Below are 22,062 nucleotides of genomic sequence, written 5' to 3' on the forward strand. Positions count from 1 at the left end.
CACCCTCTGAGCCTAGTAAGCCGCGGCGGAATCAGCCGTCGATGACTGCCGCCAACTCGTCGAGGAACCCCGCGAGGTCGGTCGCTCGGCGTACGATGCGCTGCACGCTCTCGCGCTCGGAGAACACTTCGACAAACTGCTCGAAGACGGTCTGGAATGCGGCGCGGTCTGATTCCGAAAACGCCACCAGTGCGACCACCTGGACGCGGGAATCGCCCCAGGCGATCGAGCTCTCCGAGACCCCGACAGAGATCGCCGTGCGAGTTGCCGTCATCCCGATGGCGTGGGGAACGGCAAGGGCATCGGTGAACGCTGTCGACGAGAGCTGTTCACGGTGGATCGCGCGCTCGATGTAGTCCTGGTCGATGACGCCTTCTGCGACGAGGGGTGCGCCGAGCAGCCTGATGGCTTCTTCCTCGCTGCCGGCTGCCGCCAGCTCACGACTGAACGCGCCCGCGACGAAGTACCGTGCGAGGTCTGCGCGCAGTCGCGCCAGGCGTCGCCCGCGGCGGATGCGGCTCGCAGTCGCTTGAACGCGATCGACGTCGCTCTCGGTGAGGAACGGCTGCACCCTGACGATTCGGTCCGACGGTGTGGGCGGTTCGATCGTCGAAAGCACCAGGTCGGTGTGGATCGCCTCCCAGTCGGGATCCGCGCGCGTGTCGACACCGACGACCTCGATCGCGCGGCCGAGAGAGCGATCGACGCTCGACCGAAGCAGCTCATGCAGTTCGTAGTACCCAGGGCAGACAATTGTCGCGGTGAGCAGCTGCTCGCTGCGGCGGCTGCGCTCGAGCCGTCCGCCCACGTGCATGGCGATGTAGGCGATTTCATCATCGAGTAGCGGGATGCCGAGCCGTTCGTGGAGTTGCCCCGCGATGAAGACAGCGACCTCGAACACCATCGGGTAGCTCGTCTTCAGCGACCGGGTGAGGGGGTTTCGCGACCAGGCCTGAGCCGCGGCACGCTGCCGGAGGTTCTGCACGTGAAGGGAGAGGCGCACGACGAAGTCTTCGTGCGCGATGTCGACGAGAAACTCGGATGCCGCGTCCTGGACGATCTCGCGAACCACCTGTTCGAGCTGAGGATCCAGGTTTTCCCGCGCTCGCTCGCTCGGTGCTGCAGCGCCCGGAGCGACGACCCGCGTCAGGACGAGGATCGCCAGATGGTCGAGGTCTCCGTGCCCCAGATCGACCCCGATGTGCTCGCGCACCAGGGCGTCGAGAACCTCGGCGACCGCACGACGATCCTCGGAGATCGGTGAGCCGGTGGTCCCCTCTAGTGAGCGGCCCTGGGATGCCCGGTCGGCTGTGATGGCGATGTGCATCAGCACATCCGCGATGCCGAACTCGTTGACGTAGTAGCCGAGCTCGCCCATCCGAGCAACCAGTGCGGGCTTGAACGGCCCGAAGACGTTGGCGCCCATGGAAGATCCGCCCAGGGAGCGGCGCAGCGCGTCGAAGTCGAACGCGCCCGCTTCCATCTCGTCGTGAGCGAGGGAGCTCAGCAGGCGGCGCTGCGCGACCTCGGCGCCGCGCAGGCGAGCTGTCGAGGCCGAGCGCTCAAGGGTGATGCCGGTGCCTCCCAGGAGGCTACGGACCCGACCGAGGTCCGCTTCGAGCGTTGCAGGACTGACGTGGAGCGCGTCGGCGGTCTCGAACACGTCGATACCCTCGGGGTCGTTCAGCAGCGCTCGGACGAGCGTGTGAAGCCGGTCCCGTGGTGTGCCGGCGTCAGCTGCCGCCGACGCCCGGAGCGCTGCTGCGGCGTCGATCCCGGCACGATACCCCGACGGACCCGACTCGATAGCGGCGCCGGAGGGCACGCGCGCGTTGACAGCGGTGACATACGAACGGATGCTGCGCGGCGTGACCCCCAGGGCGTCAGCGAGGGTCGCGGCGGTGACCCACTCGCCCTCGCGGACGAGCAGGCTCAACATCCGATCCTGTCGTGGTCGTGTCACCGAACTCCTCGCGCGAGGTCGCACCGGGCGCGTCCTCGACCGTGTCAGTCAACCACGCCGAGCGCGCGCGCAGGGCTACGCCGGCGGAAACGCTCTTCCGCCCCCGCGGAAAAAGGACTGGTTGTCGCCTCTCAGCGTTCTCACAAGAATCGATTTCGAAGGAGGCGGGTCGATGAGGATCCTGGTGATCTGCGGCGCAGGAGCGTCCAGCACATTCGTCGCACAGCGGTTGCGAAGCGCAGCCGCGGCCAGTGGCGTTCACGTCGAGGTCGCTGCGGGTACCGAGGACACTCTCGCGGGTATCACCGAGCCCGTCGACATCGTGCTTGTTGGTCCTCATCTCGAGTCCGAGTTTCAGCGGATCCGCACGGTGGCCAGCGCACACGAGTCGATCGCGGTGCTCCTTCCGCCCGATGCTTTCGAGGATCGCGACGGTTCGCGGATTCTTCAGCTTGCCACCGCGGCTCGCGCCGCATCCGTCACCGAATAGCCAGTTCCAGGGAGGGAACCATGTCTGAGATCACCCGCACGGTCCGCATCGGCTCGTCGCACGGCCTGCACGCCAGGCCCGCGAAGCTGTTCGCCCAGGCCGCGAAGGACGCCGGCATCCCGATCACGATCGCCAAGGATGCCGGGGCTCCAGTGAACGCGGCGAGCATCCTCGGCGTGATCTCGCTCGGTGTCGAACACGGTGACTATGTGACCCTCACCGCGGATGGTGAGGGCGCGGAGGCGGCGCTGGACACCCTGAGCGAACTGCTCACCACCGACCACGACGCCGCCTGATCATGGCGCAATTGCGAGGAGTCGGCATCGGCCTGGGCGTCGCCCACGGGCCGGTCGCGCGGATGGCGGCACCCCTGCCGGCACCTGATGACAACCCGAGCGCCATCGGGGCCGACGAGGAGCGCGCGCGGGTGCAGGAGGCGCTAGCCGCCGTCGCGCGCGAGCTCGAGAAGCGTGGCGAGCAGGCCGGGGGAGCAGCTCAGGAGGTGCTCGAGGCGCAGGCCATGATGGCCGAAGACCCGACGCTCACGGACGAGGTAGATGCGTCGCTCGCGCAGGGCAAGACCGCCGAGCGTGCCGTGCACGAGGCGTTTGCGTCGTTCCGTGCTCAGCTGGAGGCGGTCGGCGGCTACCTCGGTGAGCGCGCCGCTGACCTCGACGATGTCGCCCAGCGCGTGATCGCCCGGCTGCAGGGTGTTGCCGCACCGGGAGTGCCCGACCCGGGGCATCCGTTCGTTCTTGTCGCCAAAGACCTCGCGCCGGCCGACACCGCCCTGCTCGACCTCGATCAGGTCTTGGCGCTGGTCACCACGGAGGGTGGCCCGACCTCGCACACCGCGATTCTCGCGCGGGAGAAGGGCATCGTCGCGGTCGTGGGCGTTGCAGGCGCCGCAGAGCTGGCCGACGACGAGACCGTGATCGTGGATGCCGCCGCAGGCGCCGTGACGACCGAGCCTTCCGACGATGAGCTCACCCGGGCCGAGAACCGGGCGAACGCGCGAGCAGCCGCTGCGGGTGCCCCGATCACCGACGGCGCTCTCGCCGACGGGACAGCGGTGCCGCTGTTGGCGAACCTCGGCAACCCCGCCGGAGCTGCCGAAGCCGTGGCACTCGGGGCCGAAGGCGTTGGCTTGTTCCGCACCGAGTTCCTGTTCCTCTCCGCGAGTTCGGCGCCCACTGTCGAGCAGCAGCGCGCCTCGTACGCCGAGCTCCTCGCCGCGTTCGCCGGCAAGAAGGTTGTGGTGCGGGTGCTGGATGCCGGCGCCGACAAGCCGCTGCCTTTCCTCAACGATGCGCACGAAGAGAACCCGGCGCTGGGCCTCCGTGGCCTTCGGGCGCTGCGGGCCAGCGAGGACATCCTGCGCGAACAGCTCACTGCGCTCGCCGAGGCGGACGAGCAGACCCGCAAGGCGGGGTCGGGTGCTGACCTCTGGGTCATGGCGCCGATGGTGTCCACCGTGGACGAGGCCGAATACTTCACGGCGATCGCGCGAGAGTACGGTATCCGCACCGCCGGGGTCATGGTCGAGGTGCCCTCCTCGGCTCTCCTTGCCGAGCACATCTTCGCGCACGCGGACTTCGCCTCCATCGGGACGAACGACCTGACGCAGTACACCCTGGCCGCCGACCGCCTGCTCGGTTCGGTCGCGGGATTCCAGGATCCGTGGCATCCCGCGGTCCTTCGCCTCATCCGCGAGGTCGGCGCAGCCGGCGCGCGGACGGGCAAGCCCGTCGGCATCTGCGGCGAAGCGGCAGCCGACCCGCTGCTGGCTGTCGTGCTCGTCGGGCTCGGAGCCACCTCGCTCTCGATGGCACCCACCGCGCTCGCCGACGTGCGCGCGACCCTGCTCACCTACTCCCTCGACGATGCCCGGCGCATCGCTGAGGCCGCGCTGGCCGCAACTGACGCGGCAACCGCACGGGAGGCTGCACACGCAGCCTCCGACTCACAGAAAGAGAGAACGCAATGACAACGACGTCGCCTGGAGTGGCGAAGGATCCTGGGCGGGCGCGCGTCGCCGTCCAGCGATTCGGCACTTTCCTCTCGGGCATGATCATGCCGAACATCGCGGCATTCATCGCCTGGGGCTTCATTACGATGCTCTTCATCCCGTCGGGCTTCTTCGGCCCCGACAGCCCCTTCGGCTGGCACTGGTACCCCGTCTCAGACATCATCGGCTCCGGCGGCGATGAGGCTCTCATCGGTTGGCAGGGCGCAATGGTGCAGCTGGCCGAAGGTGACGGCGGGAACTTCTTCTCGTATGTCGGCCTCGTCGGCCCGATGATTGTCTACCTGCTGCCGCTTCTGATCGCCAACACTGGTGGTCGCATGGTCTACGGCGAGCGCGGTGGTGTGGTCGCGACGATCGCGACCATGGGTGTAATCGTCGGCACCAACATCCCGATGTTCCTCGGTGCCATGATCATGGGCCCGTTCGCTGCTCTCATGACCAAGTGGATGGACCGGATCTGGGACGGCAAGATCAAGCCCGGCTTCGAGATGCTGGTCAACAACTTCTCCGCCGGCATCCTCGGAATGATCCTCGCGATCGTCGGGTTCTTCGTGTTCGGCCCCGTCATGCTCGGCGTCAGCGCAGTCCTTGGTGGCGCGGTCGGTTGGCTCGTCTCGGTGAACCTGCTGCCGCTCGTGTCGATCATCGTCGAACCGGCGAAGGTGCTGTTCCTGAACAATGCCATCAACCACGGTGTCTTCACGCCGCTGGGGATCGAGCAGGCAGCCGAGACCGGCAAGTCGATTCTGTTCCTCATCGAGGCAAACCCCGGACCCGGTCTCGGACTCCTCCTGGCGTTTACCTTCTTCGGTGTCGGCGCGGCCAAGGCTTCGGCTCCCGGCGCGATCATCATCCAGTTCTTCGGCGGCATTCACGAGATCTACTTCCCGTACGCGCTGTCGAAGCCGATCACGATCCTCGCGCTCATCGCGGGTGGCGCGACTGGAGTCGCGACCAACATGCTTCTGCAGGGAGGGTTGGCATTCCCAGCCGCTCCGGGAAGCATCATCGCCGTCACCTTTGCCGCAATCGGTCCGGGAGTCGGAAACCTTCTGGTGGTCTATCTCTCGGTGATTCTTGCTGCCACAGTGACGTTCCTGCTCGCAGGGATCATGCTGCGCGCAAGCCGTAAGCGCGACCTCGAAGCGGGGCTCGGCGGCGACCTCAGCGCCGCCATCGCACAGACCGAGGCCAACAAGGGCAAGGAGTCGGCTGCGCTCGCTGGTCTTCGCGCCAGCGCTGGTGCTGACGCCCGCGCCGCAGGCGACGCCGACGAGGCGTACGACGAGGCAGAGACCGCTCGGGCAACGGGGGGTCTCGCCAGCGGAGGACGTCTCGAAACCAAGCAGATCTCGAACATCGTGTTCGCGTGCGACGCGGGCATGGGGTCATCTGCAATGGGCGCGAGCGTGCTGCGCAACAAGATCACGAAGGCGGGGATCACCGATGTCACGGTCACCAACAAGGCGATCGCGAATCTGGATGCTTCCGCCGACCTGGTGATCACGCAGAACCAGCTCACCGACCGGGCCCGGCAGAAGACTCCGGATGCCGTACATGTGTCGGTCGACAACTTCATGAACTCGCCGAAGTACGACGAGGTTGTGGAGCTGGTCCGCGACCAGCACCAGGATGGTGCATAACCGATGAGTCGGTGCGGGGCGGCGCAGGCCGCCCCGCACCCTCGTCCTTCGTCTCGTCACCCGTATGCGACGAGACGGCAATTTTCCCGGGGAGGAAGGTTTCATTATGACCAGTGAGGTTCTCACGAGCGACCGCGTGCGGATTCATGCGGGCTCGGCAACGCGGGACGAAGCGATCCGGGAGGCGGCAGATCTTCTGGTCGCTGCCGGAGCAGTGACCTCGGCGTATTACGACGCGATGCTTGCCCGCGAGCAGACCGTCTCGACCTACATGGGCAATGAGCTTGCGATCCCGCACGGCACGAACGACGCCAAGGACGCCATCCTCGCGTCGGCCCTGTCCGTCGTCAGGTACGACGGCGGCGTCGACTGGGACGGCGAAACCGTGACCTTCGTCGTCGGTATCGCCGGTGTCGGCGATGAGCACCTCGAGATCCTGTCGCAGATCGCGATCCTGTTCTCCGACGAGGATGACGTCGCAAGACTAAAGGCTGCCGCGACAAGCGACGACCTGTTCGCCATCGTCTCCGCCGCCGGCGTCTGAGGAGGAGGCAGTCATGAAGGCCGTCCACTTCGGCGCGGGCAACATCGGACGCGGCTTCGTCGGGCTGCTCCTCCACGAGGGCGGCTACGAGCTTGTGTTCTCGGATGTCGCGGCGCCCCTGGTCGATGCGATCAACGCGGCATCGTCGTATACCGTCCACGAGGTCGGCGAGGGTGGTGTCGACAAGACGGTGACGGGGTTTCGGGCGATCAACTCCGCCACCGACCCCGATGCTCTCGTGGCTGAGATCGCGACGGCCGACGTGGTAACGACCGCTGTGGGTCCCACTGTCCTTCGATTCGTCGCCCCGCACATCGCCGCAGGGCTCGCCGCCCCGGGGGCCGCGCAGGCGGCGCTCCACGTGATGGCGTGTGAGAATGCCATCAACGCAACCGACCTGCTGCGGGATGAGGTCGCCGCAGCCGCGGGGGAGAGCTGGACTGACCTCCAGGCCCGGGCCGTCTTCGCGAACACCGCCGTCGACCGAATCGTGCCGGCGCAGCCTGAGGGTGCCGGGGTGGATGTCACCGTCGAGCCCTTCTTCGAATGGGCCATCGAGCGACCGCCGTTCGGCGACGACCCGCCGCAGATTCCCGGCGCCCACTTCGTCGACGACCTCGCGCCCTACATCGAGCGCAAGCTCTTCACCGTCAACACCGGGCACGCCGCAGCCGCGTACCTCGGCGCTCGCGCCGGGCACGTGACGATCGCGCAGACTCTCGCCGATCCCTCGATCGCAGGTCAGGTGATCGCGGCGCTCGAAGAGACCTCGGCGCTTCTGACGGCCAAGCACGAACTGCCCGTCGAAGAGCTCGCCGACTATCGGGCGACGATCCTGCGGCGATTCCAGAACCCTGCGCTGCCCGACACCGTCGGTCGGGTCGGGCGCCAGCCGCTGCGCAAGCTGTCGCGGCACGAGCGATTCATCGGCCCTGCCGCTGAGGCCGCGGAGCGCGGGATGTCGGTGTCGGGACTGCTCGCGGCTGTCGGTGCTGCCTTAGAGTTCGACGACCCCGACGACCCGCAGTCCCAGGAGCTGCAGCAGCTGCTTCGCGAAACGGATGCCGCCGCCGCCGTGACTCGGATCACGGGCCTGACACCCCAGCATCCGCTGTTTGTCGACCTTCTCGAGGTCGTCCACGCCCGCCAGCGCCAGCTGTGAGCCGCAGCCAACTCCTCAACATCGCCGGCAAACCGCGCGTTCGCGGCGCCGCGGCTGCGCCCCAGACCCGGATTCGAGGAGTTAGCTGCGGCCCCGTCAGCTGACGGCGGCGAGCAAGTCGCGCGCGCCGGCGGCCAGATCGGTCAGGCGGGTGGATGCCGCGTCGGCCGTCTCTGCGCGAACATCGAGATACACCTTGAGCTTGGGCTCGGTGCCGCTCGGGCGGATGATGATGCGAGACCCGTCTTCGAGCCATAGCCGCAGCACGTCGCCCGGCGGAAGGCCATCGACGCCCGTCAGCAGGTCGTCAATGCGCGCCACCGTCACGCCGCCAATCGCCGCCGGGGGAGCTGCCCGAAGCGCCGACATCATCCGGCCGATCAGCGACAGATCGCTCACCCGCAGCGAGATCTGGTCGCTGGCGAACGCGCCGAATGTCTCGTCGAACTCGGCCAACAGGTCACCGACCGTGCGACCGGATGCTCGCGCTTCGGCGATCATCCCCAGCATCGCGACCGCCGCCGAAATCCCGTCCTTGTCGCGTACGGTCTCGGGGTTCACGAGGTAGCCGAGAGCCTCCTCGAACCCGTAGATCATTCCCGGGGCACGGGAGATCCACTTGAACCCGGTGAGGGTTGCTGCAAAGCCCAGCCCGTAGTGCTCGGCGACGGCAGCGAGGCCTGGTGAAGACACCAGGGAGCAGGCGAGGGTTGCACCGGATGCCGCATCCGCCGCCCGCGCCGCGCGCCACCCGAGGAGCAGCCCGATCTGGTTCCCGGTCAGGCGCCGCCACTCCTCCGGCGCGGCCGGGTCGGGCACCGCAACGGCGAGTCGATCAGCATCTGGGTCGTTGGCGAGGATGAACTCCGCCCCGACCTGCCGAGCCGTCTCGAAGGCAAGGTCCATCGCCCCGGGCTCTTCGGGGTTTGGGAACGACACGGTCGGGAACCGCCCGTCGGGCTCGATCTGGGCGGTCACCGGCGTCGGCGCCGGATACCCGGCAGCGTCGAGGATGCGGGCGAGCGTCTCCCACCCGACGCCGTGCATGGCGGTGTAGACCCACCGCATCCCGGTCGCGCCGGGACCCGCCGGCGCGACCGCGGCGGTCGCCCCGACGTAGGCGTCCACCACCGACTCCGGTGCGATCTCGTACGCCGAACTGCGCGGCAGATCACGGATGTCGCCGGCAGCCACCGCCTCGATGTGCGTCGCGATCTCGGCATCCGCGGGGGATACGATCTGCGAACCCGCGTCGACGCCGCCGAGATACACCTTGTAGCCGTTGTCATCGGGCGGGTTGTGGGATGCCGTCACCATGACGCCGGCTGCGGCATCCAGGTGGCGCACGGCGAACGCGAGCACGGGGGTCGGCAGCAGCCGTGGCAGCAGCACCGCCTCGAAGCCTGCGCCCGCGAAGATCTCCGCGGAGTCGCGAGCAAAGACATCGGAGTTTCGGCGTCCGTCGTATCCGATCACCACGCGCGGCGTGGCGTCGGTTCCTGCTCGCTCGCGCAGGTATGCGGCAAGCCCTGCCGCGGCCTGTGTCACGAGGACCCGGTTCATCCGGTTGGAACCGGCGCCCAGAGCACCGCGAAGCCCCGCGGTTCCGAAGGCGAGGCGGGTGCCGAAGCGATCCTCCAGCTCGCCGAGCGCAGCAGCGTCGCCGGCATCAGCCGCCTCGAGGAGCGAGGCAAGCTCGGCTCGGGTGTCCGGATCGGGATCCTGCTCGAGCCAGACCCGAGCGGCGTCGACCACACTCATCACAGCTCGCCGATGACGCGCGCCAGCAACGCCGAGATCACCGGTTCTGCCGCTTTGCCGGCCTCGATGACTTCCTGGTGGCTCAGCGGGGTCGTCTGGATGCCGGCAGCCATGTTCGTGATGAGCGAGAACCCGAGGATCTCCATCCCTGCTTGACGGGCGGCGATAGCCTCGAGCGCTGTCGACATCCCGACAATGTGTCCGCCGATGGTCTTTGCCATCCGCACCTCGGCCGGAGTCTCGTACTGGGGCCCGCGGAACTGGCAGTACACGCCTTCGTCGAGTGTCGGATCCACCATTCGGGCAACGTCACGCAGTCGCACGGAGTAGAGGTCGGTGAGGTCGATGAAGGTCGCGCCTTCCAGCGGCGATGCGCCGGTCAGGTTGATGTGGTCACTGATGAGAACCGGCTGTCCCGGCTTCCAGGACGGCTTGATGCCGCCGGCGCCGTTGGTGAGCACCATCGTCTTGGCGCCGGTCGCGGCGGCCGTACGCACGCTGTGCACGACGCGGCGCGGTCCGTGGCCTTCGTAGTAGTGGGTGCGTGCGCCGATCACGAGCACGTGCTTGCCCTTGGGAGTACGGATGCTGCGTAGCGAACCCACGTGGCCTTCTAAGGCGGGCTTGCTGAAGCCCGTGACATCCGTCGCCGGAATCGTCGCGACGGTCTCGCCGATGAGGTCGGCTGCCTTGCCCCAGCCGCTCCCTAGAGTCAGCGCGATGTCGTGGTGCTCGACGCCGGTGAGGCGAGCGATATCGGCTGCTGCGGTTCGCGCGACCTCGAAGGGGTCGGCGTGAGGATCATCGAGCGGGTTGCTCAGCGTGTCTGACATGCTCCCACTCTAGGAACCCGTGACTGGCGGGAACAACGGGGGCTTGCTGAAACAATGGACGCATGTCTTTGAGCTTCGGGCGCACCCAATCCGTCGCGATCATCGGCGGTGGTCCCGGCGGCTACGAGGCGGCGCTCGCGGCAGCGCAGCTGGGGGCGGACGTCACCCTCGTCGAGCGGGCCGGTGTCGGCGGCTCGGCGGTCATCACCGACGTCGTACCGTCCAAGACGCTCATCGCGACGGCTGACGCCGCTGTCGCGATCGCCGACGCGGGGGAGCTCGGTGTTCAGCTGTTCGCCAAGGGTGGCGACGGTCGCCCGCTCAAGCCTGAGATCGCGATCAACCTCGCACAGGTCAACAAGCGGCTCCTCGCCCTGGCGCGCCAGCAGTCCGAGGACATGCGAGCTTCCCTGCTGCAGGCAGGCGTCACGATCCTCGAGGGACACGGCCGCGTCGAGGATGACAACGCCGTGGTCGTCTCCACGGGTCCCGGCGGCACGGACTTCGACCGCATCGAGGCCGACACGCTTGTGATCTCCGTGGGCGCCTCGCCGCGTGAGCTTCCCAGTGCCAAGCCCGACGGGGAACGCATCCTGACCTGGACGCAGCTCTACGACATGAAGACGCTGCCGGAGCACCTCATCGTGGTCGGCTCGGGCGTTACCGGTGCGGAGTTCGCATCGGCGTACATGAACCTGGGTTCCAAGGTCACGCTCATCTCCAGTCGCGACCAGGTGCTCCCCGGCGAAGACAAGGATGCCGCTGCCGTGATCGAGAGCGTCTTCCTGCGCGGCGGGATGACACTCCTGCCGAAGTCCCGCGCGAAGTCCGTGGTGCGGGAGGGGGACGGCGTTGTGGTGACGCTCTCGGACGGCACCCGCGTCGAGGGGAGCCACTGCCTGATGGCGGTCGGATCGATTCCGAACACCGCGGGCATCGGCCTGGAGCAGGCTGGGGTGCAGCTGACACAGAGCGGTCACATTCGCGTCAACCGGGTGGCACGGACGTCAGTCCCGAACATCTATGCTGCCGGCGACTGCACGAACTTCTTCCCCCTGGCGTCGGTCGCGGCGATGCAGGGGCGCACCGCCGTCTTCCATGCGTTCGGGGACGTCGTCATCCCGCTCGAAAAGCGCCGCATCACCGCCAACATCTTCACGGCGCCCGAGATCGCAACAGTCGGATGGGGCGTGGCAGACATTGACGCCGGCCGCATCGGCGGTGTCGTCCATAAGCTGCCGCTCTCGTCCAACCCGCGGGCCAAGATGATGGGAATCTCCGACGGTTTCGTGAAGCTCATCGCCCGCGAGGGCAGCGGCACGGTCGTCGGTGGCGTCATCGTCGGACCCCGTGCCTCCGAACTCATCTACCCGATCGCGATCGCCGTCGAGCGCCGCCTCACTGTCGATCAGGTCTCGCGCGTCTTCGCTGTCTACCCGTCGCTGGCCGGCACGATCACTGACGCCGCCCGGGCGATGCACATCGTCGACCGCGACGAGCCCGAAGAGTAGGCCTGCTCTTCCGTTCGGTCGCGCCCTCGTGCGGGTGTCGGTGCGCCGACCCCGCAGGTAGGCGCGACTGAACGTCTTCGTGTTCCGTTCGGTCGCGCCTTGGCGCGGCTCGGCACAGACCGAACCCGCATGTAGGCGCGACCGAACTTTCGACTCAGCTCAGGAGATCGTGAGCAACGGATGCCCGGCTGACACCGTCGTGCCGGGCGTGGCGTTGATCGCGCCGATGACGCCGTCCTTGTGCGCTTGGATCGGCTGCTCCATCTTCATCGCCTCGAGGACGAGAACGAGGTCGCCCTTGACGACCTGCTGACCGTCCTCGACGGCAATCTTCACAACCGTCGCCTGCATCGGCGCCATGACGGCGTCGCCCGAGGCGCCCGACACGGCGCTTGCGGTGTGTGAGCGCCGCGACGGCGGCACGGCGGCGGGGCGCCCGCGGCCGGCAGGGGCTGTCACGACGCGGTCGGGCAAGCTCACCTCCAGGCGCTTCCCGGCGACCTCGACGACCACGGTGTGCCGGGACTCTTCCGCACGGGGCGCGCCGATTTCGCCATCCCACGCCGGGATGTCGTTATCGAACGCGGTTTCGATCCAGCTCGTGTAGACGCCGAACTGACCGTCCTCGGCAGTGAAGGCGGGGTCGCGTACCACCTTGCGGTGGAAGGGCAGGACTGTCGGCATCCCCGCCACCTCGAACTCGTCGAGCGCGCGCCGAGCGCGATCCAGCGCCTCGGCGCGATCACGACCGGTGACAATGATCTTCGCGAGCAGCGAGTCGAAGGCGCCGCTCACTGAATCACCGGCGGTCACGCCCGAGTCGAGGCGGATGCCGGGACCACCGAAGGTCTTGAAAACGTGGATGTCGCCGGGCTGGGGCAGGAAGTTCCGGCCCGGATCCTCGCCGTTGATGCGGAACTCGATGGAGTGGCCGACCGCTTCGGGGTCGTCGTAGCCGAGCGCTTCGCCTTCGGCGAGGCGGAACTGCTCGCGGACGAGATCGATGCCCGTGACCTCCTCCGAGACCGGATGCTCGACCTGCAGACGCGTGTTGACCTCCAGGAACGAGATCGTGCCGTCAGCTCCGATGAGGAACTCGCAGGTGCCGGCGCCGAGGTAACCCACCTCGCGCAGGATCGCCTTCGACGACTCGACGAGGATGCGGTGCTGCTCATCGGAGAGGAACGGTGCGGGTGCTTCCTCCACGAGCTTCTGATGACGCCGCTGCAGCGAGCAGTCGCGGGTCGAGATCACGACGACAGTGCCCTCGGCATCCGCGAGGCACTGGGTCTCGACGTGTCGGGGCCGGTCGAGGTACTTCTCGACGAAGCACTCGCCGCGCCCAAATGCTGCGATCGCCTCCCGCGTCGCGGATTCGAACAGCTCGGCAACCTCGTCGCGAGAGCGGGCGACCTTCAGGCCGCGCCCGCCACCGCCATACGCGGCCTTGATCGCGATCGGCAGCCCATGGGTGTCAACGAACGCGAGAACCTCGTCGGCGCCGGAGACGGGGCCTGGCGTGCCCGGGGCGAGGGGCGCTCCGACCTTTTCGGCGACGTGGCGTGCGGTGACCTTGTCGCCCAGAGCCTCGATGGCTTCCGGTGACGGGCCGATCCAGGTGAGTCCCGCAGCGATCACCGCGCGAGCGAAGTCGGCATTCTCTGCCAGGAACCCGTACCCGGGGTGGACCGCGTCGGCTCCCGAACGCCGCGCGACCGACAGGATCTTGTCGATCGAGAGGTACGTCTCGGCGCTCGTCGAGCCATCGAGCGCGTAGGCCTCGTCAGCGAGGCGGACGTGCAGAGCATCGCGATCCTGGTCGGCGTACACCGCCACCGACCCCTTGCCGGCGTCCCGTGCTGCGCGGATGATGCGTACGGCAATCTCGCCGCGGTTCGCAACGAGGACCTTGGCGATGTGAGGCATGGATGTCAGCCTACCGAGGCCCCCAGGCGCGAAATTGGATTGTTTCGACAAGAAAGGCCGATGAACGTGCAGCGAGGTCTACGGATGCTCCGCTGATTCTTCCGAGCGATTCCACAGCTCGGTCCACGCGACTCCGAGCTCTCGAGCCAGTTTTCGCAGCGTCGACAGTGACATCCCGACCACCGTCGAGGGGTCGCCCTCGACGCGGGAGATGAACGGACCGCCGAGGCTGTCGACCGTGAACGCGCCGGCCACGGCCAGCGGTTCGCCGGTAGCGACATAGGCCTCGATCTCGGCATCCGTCACGTCCTCGACGAACGTCACCGAGGCGTGAGCCACCGCATGGGCTTCGACGGGTGTTCGACCCGGGATGACCCGATATACGCTGTGCCCGGAGTGGAGGATGCCGGTGCGGCCCCGCATCGCGTGCCAGCGTTCGGTCGCAATGGCAGGCTCGTGCGGTTTGCCGAGCACGAGCCCGTCGAGCTCAAACATCGAGTCGCCGCCGATGACGAGCCCGTCGAAGTCGGCGTCCTCGAGCGCAAGCCGCGCAACGACATCCAGGGCCTTGCGACGCGCGAGCAGCAGGACATGCTCGTCGGGCGGCAGTGTGCGCCCTTCGGCGGCCTCCACGGCGTGGATCACGGCGTCCTCGTCAACCTCCGGGGCCATGGTCAGCGGCTCGATACCGGCCTGGCGCAGCAACGCGCGCCGGGCGGGGGAGGTGGATGCCAGCAGGACGCGCATCGTTCCACGGTAGCGGGCCATGAGATGCTCGATGCATGACCGGCGACGTGGGACAGATCGTCGACCTCGAGATCACGGATGCCGCTCACGGCGGGGTCTTCGTGGGCAGACTCGACGGTCGGGTGGTGTTCACTGCCGACGCGATTCCGGGCGAACGGGTGCGGGCTCGGCTGACGGATGTCTCGAAGCCGTCGTTCTGGCGGGCCGAGACCGTCGAGGTGACGGATGCATCGCCCCACCGCCAACGCCATATCTGGCCCGAGGCAGACATCGACCGCGACCCCGCGGATCGCCCCGGCGGCGCGGAGTTCGGTCACATCGATCTCGCCCACCAGCGTGAGATCAAGCGCCACATCCTCGCGACGGCGCTGCAGCGCACCGGCCGCCTGGAGCCCCCCGTCGAGTTCGAGGGGCCACGCGCGGCATCCGTCGGCAACCACGTCGTTGCCGAGCAGCCCGATGGCACGCGATGGCGAACCCGGGTCTCGCTGCACGTGGACGACGATGGACGCGTAGGTGCCTATGCGGCGCGGAGCCACCGCGTCATCCCGACCGAGACTCTGCCGCTGGCAACCGCGGCAATCGAGCGGGCAGCCGCAGCTCTCGGGCGTCCTGCACCCGGGCGCGTCGACCTCGTCCAGCCCGCTGATGGGCATGTCCGGATTCTCGTGCACCCGAGCACAGACGCGGCTCGGAAGGGACGCGCGGCCCGCCGCAGCAACGACGTCATCGTCGAACACGTCGGTACCCGCCGGTTCCGTGTCGACGCCGACGGCTTCTGGCAGGTGCACCGGCTCGCGGCATCCACCCTTACGACTGTCGTCGCCGAAGAGCTTGCGGACGCTGTCGACCCGGACGGGTGGCACCTTGACCTGTACGGCGGTGTCGGCCTGTTCGGGGCGCTCTTGGGTGATCTCGCCGGACCCTCGGCGCGCATCACCTCGGTCGAGGGGAACGAGCGGGCCACGGAACACGCCGGAGAGAACCTCGCAGAGTGGGTCGGAGCGCGAGCGGAGACCGCACGGGTGGACCGCTGGACGCGCGCGCTGCGCCAGACGATCAGCAACCGCGACCGGGAACGGCTCGCGCGCGGCACCGTCGTGCTCGATCCGCCCCGCACGGGCGCGGGCGCTGCGGTGGTCGACGATCTGGCCGCGCTGGGCCCGGCATCCGTCGTGTACGTCGCATGCGATCCGGTCGCCCTCGCCCGTGACCTTTCCCGCTTCGCCGGCCACGGCTACCGAACCGATCGCGTCCGCGGCATCGATCTGTTTCCCCATTCGCACCACATGGAGGCTGTCGCACTGCTCAGACGCGATGCTGCTCGGTAGAGTGACCCCATGACGCGGGTGGCTCTGATCGATGACCATGAGTCCGTGCGCTTGGGGGTAGAGGCGGCGTGTGTGACAGACGGGGGTCCCGAGATCGTCTTCTCGGGAAGTACTGTCACCGAGTACGTCCGCTGGCGGCGCGCGACGAGCGCTCCACCGGTCGATGTGGTCGTGCTCGATCTCACCCTGGGCGACGGCACGACAGTACGAGAGAACGTGGGACGACTCGTCGCCGACGGCTCCAGCATCCTGGTGCACTCGGTGGCAGACCGGCCCTCGGCAGTGCGAGAAGCTCTCGTGGCCGGTGCCATCGGTGTTGTGAGCAAGGCCTCTCCGATCGATGATGTGATCTCGGCTATCCACGCCGTTGCCCACGGCGACCCGCTGAACAACGTCGAGTGGGCAAGCGCCATCGAAGGTGACCGCGAGTTCGCCGACGCGCAACTGTCGGCCAGGGAGCGAGATGTGCTGCGCCTCTATGCCGCCGGATTGCCTTTGAAAGCTGTCGCTGAGCGCCTCGGCATCGCGTACTCGACAGCGAAAGAGAACATCAGCCGCGTGCGGCTCAAGTACGTCGAGGTCGGAAGGTCGGCATCTACGAAGTTCGACCTCATGCGTCGAGCTCTCGAAGACGGCCTCGTCTCGGCCGACGCGTTCGCCGCCGGAGCATCGGGTCAGAAATGAGCGCCCCGACCCACCCCCGAGAGCGAGCGCTGGCTGCCGCGTGGGCGCAGATTCCCCTTGCCCACGATCCGACGGCGGGACTCGGCTCGTTCACGCGGCGGCGGATCGAGCGGATGATCAGCATCGTCTTGGCCGTCGGCTCGGTCGCCCTCGGCGCCCAAGCGTTCGTGGCGGCGCTGGGCTCGGTGCAGGAACCCGAAGCCTGGCATGTCGCCTCCATGGTCGCCAACTTCGGGTCGCTGGCCGCTCTGCTGGTCACCTATATCGTGGGTCGGAGCATTGCACCGGCCGCCATAACCTTCTGCGCCGTCTTCGTCGCGACGCTCGTCGCCTGGCCCTTCGTCGTGGCGGGACAGGATATTCCGCCGTCCGACCCGCCGTGGACGTGGTTCCTCGTCAGCGTGGTCACTGCCTCATCCATCATGTTCCTGCCCTTGGTGTGGCAGATGGCGTGGACCATCTTCGTGCCCGTATTGTTCGGCATCACGCGCTTGGCGCAGGCTGGGTTCGCCGTCGACTTCTGGTGGCCGACGCTGCTGGATGTCTCGTTCGCCATCATCCTGGGCGGCGTCTTCGTGACGCTGGGGTGGATGTTCCGGTCGATCGCCGACAATGTCGACGAGTCTCGCCGCACCGCAGTGGAGACCTACACCGCCGCGGCGGTCACCGAAGCGGCTGAGAACGAGCGCGTCGCTGTCGCCGCCCTCATGCACGACAGCGTTCTGGCGGCCCTCATCGCTTCGGAGCGCGCACAAACGCCTCGGGAGCAGGGCCTTGCCGTGGCGATGGCACAGGAGGCGTTGACTCGCCTCGCGAACGCGGAATCCGATGCGGGGTTGGGTAGCGATGCGCCACGACGCTTCGCAACGCTCGTCGAAGAGGTGGAACGGGGTGCGCGCGGGCTGGGCGTCGACCTCGTCGTGGAGCGCGCGTATAGCCACGATGCTCCCGAGCTTCCGGGTCGCGCCGCTAACGCGCTGATCCTCGCGGCTATGCAGGCGATCGCGAACTCGATCGAGCACGCCGGCGGCATCGGCCTCACGGTTTCGGCCCGCCAGGAGCCCGACACCCAGCGGCTGCACCTCGAGGTGCAGGACCTCGGCGACGGGTTCGATCTCGACACGGTGCCGGATGATCGCCTCGGAATCCGCGGGTCGATCATTGCTCGTGTCGCGGCCGTGGGAGGCACGGTCCACATCACCTCCGACTCGAACGGGACGCTCGTGCGCCTGACGTGGCAGGGGGCGCGCGCATGATCAGTGTCCGTCGCCTGCTCATCGGCTTGGCCTTCGCGTTCACGGCCTACCTTGCCGTGCGCGGCCTATGGTGGACCGGCCCGTTCACCGAGCCCCTGGTGCTTGTCGCCGCCGTCGCCCTCTACGTCGTGACCACCGGTGTGGCACTGCTGTGGGGCAACCGGGACCCCGAAGACGACGACGTCACCCCGGACGCGCCAGGATTGGCGCCGCGCGCGTCGTCCGATCGGATGCCGCTCGCGGCCGCTCTGATGGCGTTGGGTACCACGGTCGTCGTCCCCAACGCGCTGTCGCTCGCTGTGCCGCGCGAGGCAATCGAGGAGCCCTACGTCGTCTGGTATCTCGGCGGCATCGGCGCGCTGATGGTCATCGTCATGGTGAGGCGTCGCCCGATCTTCGCCTGGGTGGGTATCGGCATGCTGGCCGCCATCTCATGGTTCTGGCTCGGCATCCTCGACGCGCTCGAGAAGGGGCTTGTCGGCTCGATCCTCTGGGTCGGGCTGGCCCAGCTCCTGGTGATGCTCACCGACCGCGCGGCCAAAGACACCGCGAAGCTCGTGGAGCTGCAGCGGGCGGCCTCGGCGTGGCAGGCGGCCCACACCGTGCGTCAGCGCGAGCGCCGCGTTCAGATTCAGCGCGCACTGTCGGTCGCGGGCCCGGTGCTCGCGCGAACGATCGCGCAGGGTGGCGCGCTGACCCCCGACGAACGCGTCGAGGCGCGACTTGCCGAGGGCAGTCTGCGCGATGAACTCCGCGGCGCCCGCCTGCTCGATGACGCTGTGCGTCACGAACTCGATGCGGCGCGTCGTCGGGGCGCGACAGTCACGGTTCTCGACGAGGGCGGGCTGGAGGGGGTCGATCCCGAGAGCCTGGCGAGCATCCGCGAGCGCCTCGTCGCTGCTCTGCGATCGGCGCGGTCGGATCGGGTCTACATTCGCACATCGCCCCACGAGAGCGTCGCGGTCACCGTTGTCGGTCGCTCGGATGCCGGCCGCGGGCTCAGTGACGAAGACACCGTCGACCTGTGGACCGAGATCACCCGGTTCCCTGCGGAGCCCGACATCCGGGCGTGACAACCACGTGAAAAGGATGGTGGGGGTGGACAGATAGTCCACCCCCACCTGTGCGGACGGTTACCCGAAAACCGGCCGCGTGGCCGAACCTGGGCCGCGTCACACGAGAGGTGACGGCGGTTCAGCCGAACGCTACTGCGTTCCAGCTGTTCCAGTCTTGCCGAGCCGCAACGATTCGTCTGTAGGTATTTTGGGGGACAAAATTGGCCTGCTCTAGGACCAGGCCAATTTTCTCGGCGCGGTCAGCAGGGGGTGCGATTCCAGCCCAGTTCGCGCCGCAGCGGTTCCCGCAGCGCACGCTGCGACAGTGCCCAGGCCGACCGCCGGGGTTCGTCGGCTACCGCCTCGGCGTGCTCGGTGACATAGTGCTCGGCCACGACCGCGACTACCGCCGCTATCTCTTCGGCTGTCGCATCTCCGCGCACGATGTGGATCGGCACGGCGGGCTCGCGTTCTTCGGGCGCTGGTTCTCGGGTGCTCATCGCGTCCTACAGCGGGATATTGCCGTGCTTCTTGGGCGGCAGGCTTGCGCGCTTGCCGCGGAGCGAGCGCAACGCCTTGGCGATGGACACGCGCGTCTGGGCCGGTTCGATGATCCCGTCGAGCTCACCGCGCTCGGCGGCCAGGAACGGGGATGCCACGTTGTAGGTGTATTCGTTGGCGAGCCGCGTGCGCACCGCAGCGACATCCTCCCCCGTCTCAGCCGCCTTCTTCAGCTCGCCGCGGTACAGGATGTTCACCGCGCCCTGCCCGCCCATCACGGCGATCTCGGCTGTCGGCCACGCGAGGTTGACGTCGGCGCCGAGCTGCTTGGAGCCCATCACGATGTACGCGCCACCATAGGCCTTGCGGAGGATCACCGTCACCAGCGGAACGGTGGCCTCGGCGTAGGCGTAGAGCAATTTGGCGCCACGCCGGATCACGCCGGTCCACTCCTGGTCGGTGCCGGGGAGATATCCGGGAACATCGACGAGGGTCACGATCGGCACCGAGAAGGCGTCGCAGAATCGCACGAAGCGGCTCGCCTTCTCACCGGCCTCGATGTTCAGGGTTCCCGCCATCTGCGAGGGCTGGTTCGCGATGATGCCGACCGTCCGTCCCTCGATCCTGCCGAACCCGATCACGATGTTCGGGGCGAACAACGGCTGCACCTCGAGGAAGTCGCTCTCATCGACAATGTGGCCGATGACCTCGTGGATGTCGTAGGGCTGGTTCGGGGAGTCCGGGATGATCGCGTTCAGGGCGCGGTCGGCATCCGTCGTCTCCCACTCGAACGGGCTCTCGTACTCGGGGATCTCCGACAGGTTGTTGTCGGGGAGGAATCCGAGCATTGTGCGGACGTAGTCGATCGCGTCGTCTTCGTCCTCGGCGAGGTAGTGGGCAACTCCCGACCGAGTGTTGTGGGTGTAGGCGCCGCCGAGTTCTTCCATCCCGACGTCCTCGCCGGTGACGGTCTTGATGACATCGGGGCCGGTCACGAACATCTGGCTGGTCTTGTCGACCATGATGACGAAGTCGGTGAGGGCGGGGGAGTACACGGCGCCGCCGGCGGCTGGCCCCATGATGATCGAGATCTGCGGGATGACACCCGACGCCCGCGTGTTGAGGCGGAAGATCTCGCCGTATTTGCCGAGGGCCACCACTCCCTCCTGGATGCGGGCGCCGCCGGAGTCCAGGATGCCGATGATCGGCATCCCGCAACGCAGAGCCAGCTCCATGACCTTGATGATCTTCTCGCCGGCGACTTCGCCGAGCGACCCGCCGAACGTCGAGAAGTCCTGGGCGTAGACCGCTACCGTGCGGCCGTGGATCGTTCCGGTTCCGGTGACGACGGAGTCGCCGTAGGGGCGCGACTTGTCCATCCCAAAGGCTGTCGTGCGGTGCCGCACGTATTCGTCGAGCTCCGTGAAACTGCCGGGATCGACGAGCAGCTCGATGCGCTCACGGGCCGTGAGCTTGCCCTTGGCGTGCTGCTTCTCGCGGGCTGACTCCTCGGCGGAGACGACAGCCTCCTGGTAGCGCGCGCGCAGGTCGGCGATCTTGCCGGCCGTCGTGAACAGGTCGTTGTCGTCGGTCACGCCTCCACACTATCGGCGTGTCGCGGGAAGCCCTTGGAGACCAGCGACAACGCGCCGCGGCATCCGTTATGCCTTTCCCGATGCGGAGGCGGTGGTCATTGCCCTCCCGGAGGTAGGCGATATCCCCGGCGTAGGCCGTTTGGTGGGGGAATCTGCCTACCTCCGCGATTTCTCCTACCGTGACGATTCGCGTCGGGGTGGCCGGGACCGGCGGCCCTACAGTGAACGGATGCAGGCAGTCGACTTTCCGCGGGCGGCGATCATTGCGGGCCGGCTGGATGTGGTCGCCCACACCGGGTCCACGAACGCCGATCTTCTGGCGGCGGTGGCGGGGGAGCCGGATGCCTACCCCCACCTCTCGGTGCTGGTCACCGACGACCAGCGGGCAGGACGAGGGCGCCTGGATCGCACGTGGACTGCACCGGCCGGCGCTGCCCTGGCGATCTCGGTTCTTGTCCGCGTACCCGGCATCCGCACCGAGCGGCGAGGGTGGGTGCCACTGATCGCCGGCGCGGCGATGACGCTCGCGATTCGGGGTCTGTTCGCGCCTCCAAACGAAGGAGACGGCTCACGCGTGGCGCTGAAGTGGCCGAACGACGTTCTCATTGACGGCGCAAAGGTGTGCGGCATCCTGTCGCAGATGGTGCCGGGGCAGCCCGACGCCATCGTCGTGGGGGCGGGGGTCAATACGCTGATGACGCCCGAGCAGCTTCCTGTGCCCACGGCGACCTCGTTGGCGATCGCCGGAGCACACGTCGACGCCGACCGGCTGCTCGCGGACTACCTCAGCGCACTCGACCGGATGCTGGCAGCTGCGGCATCCGCCGATGCATTCGCCCGTGTGCGTACCGAGGTGCGGGGCGTCTGCGCGACACTCGGGAGCGAGGTGCGCGTGATGCTGCCTGATGAGCGGACGCTGGAGGGACGCGCGACCGGGCTCGACGACGCCGGGCGACTCATCGTCGCGGTCGGTGGCGAATCGGTGCCCGTCGCGGCGGGGGACGTCATCCATGTCCGCTGAGACCCCCACA

At 67.8% G+C, this 22,062-nt stretch carries 19 protein-coding genes; 12 read left to right on the forward strand and 7 right to left on the reverse strand.

All coding sequences use genetic code 11. The features are described from left to right. Positions 1-31: 31 nt before the first annotated feature. On the reverse strand, positions 32-1,939 hold the full coding sequence (locus MICSW_RS03370) for a BglG family transcription antiterminator (RefSeq protein WP_228177817.1): 1,908 nt from the start codon (positions 1,937-1,939) through the stop codon (positions 32-34). A gap of 196 nt (positions 1,940-2,135) precedes the next feature. On the opposite strand from MICSW_RS03370, the gene MICSW_RS03375 reads away from it, so the two are divergent. The 6 genes from MICSW_RS03375 (at position 2,136) to MICSW_RS03400 (ending at position 7,831) form a co-directional block, all read left to right on the forward strand. Then, positions 2,136-2,453, forward strand: coding sequence for a PTS sugar transporter subunit IIB (locus MICSW_RS03375; RefSeq protein WP_228177528.1), 318 nt, complete (start codon positions 2,136-2,138; stop codon positions 2,451-2,453). 20 nt (positions 2,454-2,473) lie between these two features. After that, positions 2,474-2,749: an HPr family phosphocarrier protein gene (locus MICSW_RS03380; RefSeq protein ID WP_228177529.1), complete on the forward strand. Its 276-nt coding sequence runs from the start codon at positions 2,474-2,476 to the stop codon at positions 2,747-2,749. A 2-nt stretch (positions 2,750-2,751) separates the two neighbouring features. Beyond that, positions 2,752-4,440, forward strand: coding sequence for a phosphoenolpyruvate--protein phosphotransferase (ptsP, locus tag MICSW_RS03385; protein WP_347424314.1), 1,689 nt, complete (start codon positions 2,752-2,754; stop codon positions 4,438-4,440). After that, the gene (locus MICSW_RS03390) at positions 4,437-6,125 is read left to right on the forward strand and encodes a PTS mannitol transporter subunit IICB (RefSeq protein ID WP_464496751.1); all 1,689 of its coding nucleotides are present in this window, start codon (positions 4,437-4,439) and stop codon (positions 6,123-6,125) included. The genes ptsP and MICSW_RS03390 overlap by 4 nt, the downstream gene beginning before the upstream one ends. A 106-nt stretch (positions 6,126-6,231) precedes the next feature. Then, positions 6,232-6,669, forward strand: a complete 438-nt coding sequence (locus MICSW_RS03395) for a PTS mannitol transporter subunit IIA (RefSeq protein ID WP_228177532.1) — start codon at positions 6,232-6,234, stop codon at positions 6,667-6,669. 13 nt (positions 6,670-6,682) lie between these two features. Then, positions 6,683-7,831: a mannitol-1-phosphate 5-dehydrogenase gene (locus MICSW_RS03400; RefSeq protein WP_464496752.1), complete on the forward strand. Its 1,149-nt coding sequence runs from the start codon at positions 6,683-6,685 to the stop codon at positions 7,829-7,831. A 96-nt stretch (positions 7,832-7,927) separates the two neighbouring features. On the opposite strand, the gene MICSW_RS03405 is transcribed toward MICSW_RS03400, so the two are convergent. Then, positions 7,928-9,592, reverse strand: a complete 1,665-nt coding sequence (locus MICSW_RS03405) for a phospho-sugar mutase (RefSeq protein WP_228177534.1) — start codon at positions 9,590-9,592, stop codon at positions 7,928-7,930. Beyond that, the gene (locus tag MICSW_RS03410) at positions 9,592-10,425 is read right to left on the reverse strand and encodes a purine-nucleoside phosphorylase (RefSeq protein WP_228177535.1); all 834 of its coding nucleotides are present in this window, start codon (positions 10,423-10,425) and stop codon (positions 9,592-9,594) included. The genes MICSW_RS03405 and MICSW_RS03410 overlap by 1 nt, the downstream gene beginning before the upstream one ends. Before the next feature lie 62 nt (positions 10,426-10,487). Here MICSW_RS03410 and MICSW_RS03415 point away from each other — a divergent pair, with 62 nt between their 5' ends. Beyond that, the gene (locus tag MICSW_RS03415; RefSeq protein WP_464496753.1) at positions 10,488-11,936 is read left to right on the forward strand and encodes an NAD(P)H-quinone dehydrogenase; all 1,449 of its coding nucleotides are present in this window, start codon (positions 10,488-10,490) and stop codon (positions 11,934-11,936) included. A gap of 159 nt (positions 11,937-12,095) precedes the next feature. Here the strand turns inward: MICSW_RS03415 and MICSW_RS03420 are convergent, their stop codons facing one another. Together MICSW_RS03420 and MICSW_RS03425 are read right to left on the reverse strand one after the other, a co-directional pair. Continuing rightward, positions 12,096-13,862, reverse strand: coding sequence for an acetyl/propionyl/methylcrotonyl-CoA carboxylase subunit alpha (locus MICSW_RS03420; RefSeq protein ID WP_292729216.1), 1,767 nt, complete (start codon positions 13,860-13,862; stop codon positions 12,096-12,098). A gap of 78 nt (positions 13,863-13,940) precedes the next feature. Beyond that, on the reverse strand, positions 13,941-14,609 hold the full coding sequence (locus tag MICSW_RS03425; RefSeq protein ID WP_228177818.1) for a Maf family protein: 669 nt from the start codon (positions 14,607-14,609) through the stop codon (positions 13,941-13,943). 35 nt (positions 14,610-14,644) lie between these two features. On the opposite strand from MICSW_RS03425, the gene MICSW_RS03430 reads away from it, so the two are divergent. Genes MICSW_RS03430 through MICSW_RS03445 form a run of 4 tightly spaced genes read left to right on the forward strand, consistent with a single transcriptional unit; the run spans position 14,645 to position 18,953 of the window. Next, on the forward strand, positions 14,645-15,940 hold the full coding sequence (locus MICSW_RS03430; RefSeq protein ID WP_228177538.1) for a class I SAM-dependent RNA methyltransferase: 1,296 nt from the start codon (positions 14,645-14,647) through the stop codon (positions 15,938-15,940). A gap of 9 nt (positions 15,941-15,949) precedes the next feature. Next, complete coding sequence (locus MICSW_RS03435) at positions 15,950-16,624, forward strand: response regulator transcription factor (protein WP_228177539.1); 675 nt, start codon at positions 15,950-15,952, stop codon at positions 16,622-16,624. After that, complete coding sequence (locus MICSW_RS03440) at positions 16,621-17,880, forward strand: sensor histidine kinase (protein WP_228177540.1); 1,260 nt, start codon at positions 16,621-16,623, stop codon at positions 17,878-17,880. Before MICSW_RS03435 ends, MICSW_RS03440 begins: the two co-directional genes overlap by 4 nt. Beyond that, the gene (locus MICSW_RS03445; protein ID WP_228177541.1) at positions 17,877-18,953 is read left to right on the forward strand and encodes a hypothetical protein; all 1,077 of its coding nucleotides are present in this window, start codon (positions 17,877-17,879) and stop codon (positions 18,951-18,953) included. Before MICSW_RS03440 ends, MICSW_RS03445 begins: the two co-directional genes overlap by 4 nt. 242 nt (positions 18,954-19,195) lie before the next feature. On the opposite strand, the gene MICSW_RS03450 is transcribed toward MICSW_RS03445, so the two are convergent. Further along, positions 19,196-19,435, reverse strand: a complete 240-nt coding sequence (locus MICSW_RS03450) for an acyl-CoA carboxylase epsilon subunit (protein ID WP_228177542.1) — start codon at positions 19,433-19,435, stop codon at positions 19,196-19,198. Positions 19,436-19,441: 6 nt separating this feature from the next. Continuing rightward, positions 19,442-21,031 carry an acyl-CoA carboxylase subunit beta gene (locus tag MICSW_RS03455; RefSeq protein ID WP_228177543.1) on the reverse strand — a complete coding sequence of 530 codons (1,590 nt, stop codon included), beginning with the start codon at positions 21,029-21,031 and terminating at the stop codon, positions 19,442-19,444. Positions 21,032-21,260: 229 nt separating this feature from the next. Between MICSW_RS03455 and MICSW_RS03460 the strand changes: the two genes are divergently transcribed. Beyond that, a complete protein-coding gene (locus tag MICSW_RS03460) occupies positions 21,261-22,052 on the forward strand; it encodes a biotin--[acetyl-CoA-carboxylase] ligase (protein WP_464496754.1) in 792 nt (263 codons plus the stop codon). Positions 22,053-22,062: the final 10 nt, after the last annotated feature.

The sequence above is a fragment of the Microbacterium sp. SW12 genome (assembly GCF_055391095.1).